The sequence below is a fragment of the Kitasatospora sp. NPDC036755 genome, assembly GCF_040636595.1.
Taxonomy (GTDB): Bacteria; Actinomycetota; Actinomycetes; order Streptomycetales; family Streptomycetaceae; genus Kitasatospora.
Genome location: NZ_JBEZUT010000511.1, coordinates 1 through 4162, shown reverse-complemented (window position 1 = coordinate 4162; position 4162 = coordinate 1). Strand labels below are relative to the sequence as shown.

Annotated in this window: 4 protein-coding genes; 1 reads left to right on the top strand and 3 read right to left on the bottom strand. The window is 75.1% G+C overall.

Annotated elements, in window-relative coordinates; translation table 11 throughout:
• The 3 genes from AB0E96_RS38980 to AB0E96_RS38970 all read right to left on the bottom strand — a co-directional run.
• Window positions 1–823 (bottom strand): SCO1860 family LAETG-anchored protein (locus AB0E96_RS38980; protein ID WP_359831258.1); only part of this gene is annotated, 823 nt, incomplete at its 3' end.
• A 182-nt stretch (window positions 824–1005) separates the two neighbouring features.
• Window positions 1006–1683: a uracil-DNA glycosylase gene (locus AB0E96_RS38975; RefSeq protein WP_359831256.1), complete on the bottom strand. Its 678-nt coding sequence runs from the start codon at window positions 1681–1683 to the stop codon at window positions 1006–1008.
• 154 nt (window positions 1684–1837) lie between these two features.
• Complete coding sequence (locus tag AB0E96_RS38970) at window positions 1838–2929, bottom strand: amidohydrolase family protein (protein WP_359831254.1); 1092 nt, start codon at window positions 2927–2929, stop codon at window positions 1838–1840.
• Window positions 2930–3100: 171 nt separating this feature from the next.
• Between AB0E96_RS38970 and AB0E96_RS38965 the strand changes: the two genes are divergently transcribed.
• Window positions 3101–4162 (top strand): aminotransferase class V-fold PLP-dependent enzyme (locus AB0E96_RS38965; RefSeq protein ID WP_359831252.1); only part of this gene is annotated, 1062 nt, incomplete at its 3' end.

The window sequence follows — 4162 nt, the reverse complement described above, 5'->3', positions numbered from 1 at the left end:
TCTCCACCGCGGCCTGCGGGACGGCGGCGCGCGAGGTGGTGGTGTCCGCGACCGGCTGGGCCGCGGGCGCGGTGCCCGGGGCCGCCGGGGTGGCGGGGGCGGACGCGGCGGCCGACGGCGCCGAGGGCTTCTCGCAGCTCACCGAGGCGACGGTGAGCTTCCCGGTGACCTTGGCGACGTTCAGGTTGAGCGGGTTCACCTCCACCTGCACCTCCAGGGCGGAGGCGGCGGCGGTGGTGGTGGTCACGGTCTTCTTGGAGAACTCCACCGAGACGCTGCCGATCAGCGGCACCTCCACCTTGGTCGGGCCGTACAGCCCGACGGTGACCGGCTTGCCGAGCACGCTGAGCTTGACCGGCGCGACCACGTCGGCGGTCGGCTGCCCGTCGACCGGGCAGGTCGCCTCGGCGCTCATCGCCTCCAGGCCGAGCAGCGCGGTGGCGGGGAGTCCGGGTGCGTGCACGTCGGCGTTGACCAGCTTGACGGAGGCGGTGGCGCCCTTGGCGTCGACGCGGGTCACCGCCTTGCCGACGTCCGCCTTGACGAGCTCGACCGGGCCGGTCTGGTCGACCCCGGCCACGGTGGCCGTGAGGATGGAGCTGTCGCGCTGCGCCGGCGACTCCACCTTGTTGAGCGCGATGTTCACCGGGACGTCCACCGCCTTGTTCAACAGGCTGACGTCCAGGTCGAGTTCGGCGGTGACGGCGCGGGCCTTGCCGGGCGACGGAGCGGGCTCGGCGGCACGGGCGGGCACGGTGGTGAGCAGGGTGCTCGCCACCACGGCGGTGGCCGCGGCGGCGGAAACGATTCGGCGAGAAGACATGGCGGTACCCCCACACAGATGAAACGATGAGCCGCCAGTCTTCTCGAACAATCCGTCACATGAGTAACACAGAAAGTCATTTCACCCGTTGGAGTGAGATTGGCGTTCTGCGCTGACCCACCTCTGCTACAGCAGCCGCGGCGCACCGCCCGGCGCCCGCGGCAGACACCCTTGGCAGGCTCCTACGGCAGGCGCCAGTCCACCGGCTGCGCCCCCTGCCGCACCAGCAGCTCGTTCGCCCGGCTGAACGGCCGCGAGCCGAAGAAACCGCGGTCGGCCGACATCGGGCTGGGGTGGACCGACTCCACCGACGGGACGTCGCCCAGCAGCGGGCGCAGGTTGCGGGCGTCACTGCCCCACAGGATCGCCACCAGCGGGCCGCCGCGCGCCACCAGCGCCCGGATCGCCTGCTCGGTGACCGCCTCCCAGCCCTTGCCCCGGTGCTGGCCGCTCTTGCGCGGCTGGACGGTGAGCACCCGGTTGAGCAGCAGCACGCCCTGCCGCGTCCACGGGGTGAGGTCCCCGTTGGACGGCTGCGGCAGGCCCAGGTCGGTGCCGTACTCCCGGTAGATGTTGATCAGGCTCGCCGGGATCGGCCGCACCTCCGGGGCCACCGAGAAGCTGAGCCCGACGGCGTGGCCGGGGGTCGGGTACGGGTCCTGCCCGACGATCAGCACCCGCACGTCGGCGAAGGGCTGCTGGAAGGCCCGCAGCACGTTCGGGCCGGAGGGCAGGTAGGTGCGGCCTGCGGCCAGTTCGGTGCGCAGGAAGTCGCCCATCGCGGCGACCCGTCCGGCGACGGGTTCCAGGGCGGCGGCCCAGCCGGGCTCGACGATCTCGTTCAGTGGACGCGGTGCCATGGTCGCCACCCTATCGGCCTACACCGACAGGGCTTTCAGCGGATGATCATGCGATCGAGGCCGGTCGGGAGGCACCCGGAGGGCGAGCCGGGAGGCCGGCCGGGAGACCGTCCTCGCCTCCCTCCGGCCCTCGCCTCCCGCACCCCCGGCGCGACTACTCGACCGGCCGCCCCCGCAGCACCACCAACCGCGGGGCCGCGAGCACCCGGACGTCCGCCCTGGGGTCCTGCGCGTACACCACGAAGTCGGCCGGCGCGCCCTCGTCCAGCCCCGGCCGCCCCAGCCAGGCGCGCGCGCCCCAGCTCGCCGCCGACAGCGCCTCGGCCGGGCTCAGCCCCGCCTTCACCAGCTCCGCCACCTCCTCCGCGACCAGCCCGTGCGCCAGCGAGCCGCCCGCATCCGTGCCGACGAACACCGGGATGCCGGCGTCGTGCGCGGCGCCCACGGTGTCGTACCGGCGCTCGTGCAGCCGCCGCATGTGCGCCGCCCAGGCCGGGAACTTGGCCTCGCCGCCGGCCGCGAGGCCGGGGAAGGTGGCGATGTTGACCAGGGTCGGCACGATCGCCACCCCGCGTTCGGCGAAGGCCGGGATCAGCTCCTCGGTGAGCCCGGTGGCGTGCTCGACGCAGTCGATCCCGGCCGCCAGCAGGTCCGGCAGCGACTCCGCCGCGAAGCAGTGCGCGGTGACCCGCGCCCCCTCCTCGTGCGCCGCCGCGATCGCCTCGGCCAACGCGTCCCCGGGCCAGCAGGCGGCGAGGTCGCCGCGCTCGCGGTCGATCCAGTCGCCGACCAGCTTCACCCAGCCGTCCCCGCGCCGGGCCTCGGCCCGGACGTAGGCGGCCAGGTCGCCGGGCTCGATCTCGTGCGCGTAGTTGCGGATGTAGCGGCGGGTGCGGGCGATGTGCCGCCCGGCCCGGATGATCCGGGGCAGGTCCTCCCGGTCGTCGATCCACCGGGTGTCGGCGGCCGAGCCGGCGTCGCGGATCAGCAGGGTGCCGGCGTCCCGGTCGGTGAGCGCCTGCTTCTCGCTGGTCTCGGCGTCCACCGCGCCGTGCTCGTCCAGGCCGACGTGGCAGTGCGCGTCCACCAGGCCGGGCAGCACCCAGCCGGTCACCGTCCGCACGTCGTCGGCGGTCGGCGGGCGGGTGAAGCTCACCCGGCCGTCCACGACCCAGAGTTCGTCCCGGACGTCCTGCGGACCGACCAGCACCCGGCCCCGTACGTGCAGCACCGCGCCGTCGCTCATGCGCCCGCCCCGCTCCGCCCGCCGGGGGCAGCCGCCCGCGCGCACCCTTCGACGACCCGCTCGCTCCGCTCGCTCATGGCCGCACTCTACCGACGGGCGGGTTCCGTGTAAGCAGCCATGATGCGGCAGACTCGTTTCCGCATCCCCACCCCCGCGAAAGGCGATACCGACGTGAGTCCCTTCCTCGACCTGCCCCCGCTCAGCGCCGCCGAGTTCGCGGCGATCGAGGACCAGGTGGCCGCGCTGCTGCACACCGGGGCCGACGTGATCGTCACCCAGGGCGAGGCGCTCCTGCCCCTGGAGGCCGCGATCCGCGGCGCCGCCCACCCCGGCTCGACCGCCCTCAACATCGTCACCGGCCCGTACGGGCAGACCTTCGGCAACTGGCTGCGCTCCTGCGGGGCGAAGGTCGTCGACCTGGCCGTGCCCTTCGACAGCGCGGTGAGCGCCGAGCAGGTCGCCGAGGCGCTGGCCGCCACCCCGGAGATCGACTTCGTCTCCCTGGTGCACGCCGAGGCCGCCACCGGCAACACCAATCCGGTCGCCGGGATCGGTGCCGTGGTCCGCGAGCACGGCGCGCTGCTGATGCTCGACGCGGTGGCCTCCGTCGCCGCCGAGCCGCTGCTCACCGACGAGTGGGGCGTCGACCTGTGCGTCATCGGCGGCCAGAAGGCGATGGGCGGCCCGGCCGGGGTCTCCGCCGTGTCCGTCTCCGAGCGCGCCTGGGAGCGGATCGCCGCCAACCCGGCCGCCCCGCGCCGCTCCTACCTCTCGCTGCTCGACTGGAAGGAGCGCTGGACGGACGCCGGCCGCGCGGTGCTGCCGCACGCCCCGGCGCAGTTGGAGATGCTCGCGCTCGGCGCCTGCCTGGACCGGATCGCCGCGGCCGGCCTGCCCACCGTGATCGCCCGCCACCGCGCTGCCTCGGCCGCCACCCGGGCCGGCGTCCGCGCGCTCGGCACCCTGGCCCCGTACGTCGTCGAGGACGCCCACGCGGCCCCGGTCGCCACCACCCTGCGCACCCCGGACGGCGTCGACGCCACCGCCCTCGCCGCCCGCCTCGACCCGGCCCTGCCGGTCCAGCCGGGCGGCGGCGCGCTGGCCGGCTCGATGCTGCGGGTCAACCACTACGGGCAGGCGGCCGCGCTGGACACCGTCCGCGCCTGCCTCACCGGCCTCGCCGGGGCGACGGACGCCGACCCGGCGCCCGCCCTGGCCGCCGCCGAGGCCGCC

Coding starts and splice junctions, on each gene's coding strand:
- AB0E96_RS38975 (WP_359831256.1), bottom strand. CDS start 1,683: ATGGCACCGCGTCCACTGAACGAGATCGTCGAGCCCGGCTGGGCCGCC.
- AB0E96_RS38970 (WP_359831254.1), bottom strand. CDS start 2,929: ATGAGCGACGGCGCGGTGCTGCACGTACGGGGCCGGGTGCTGGTCGGT.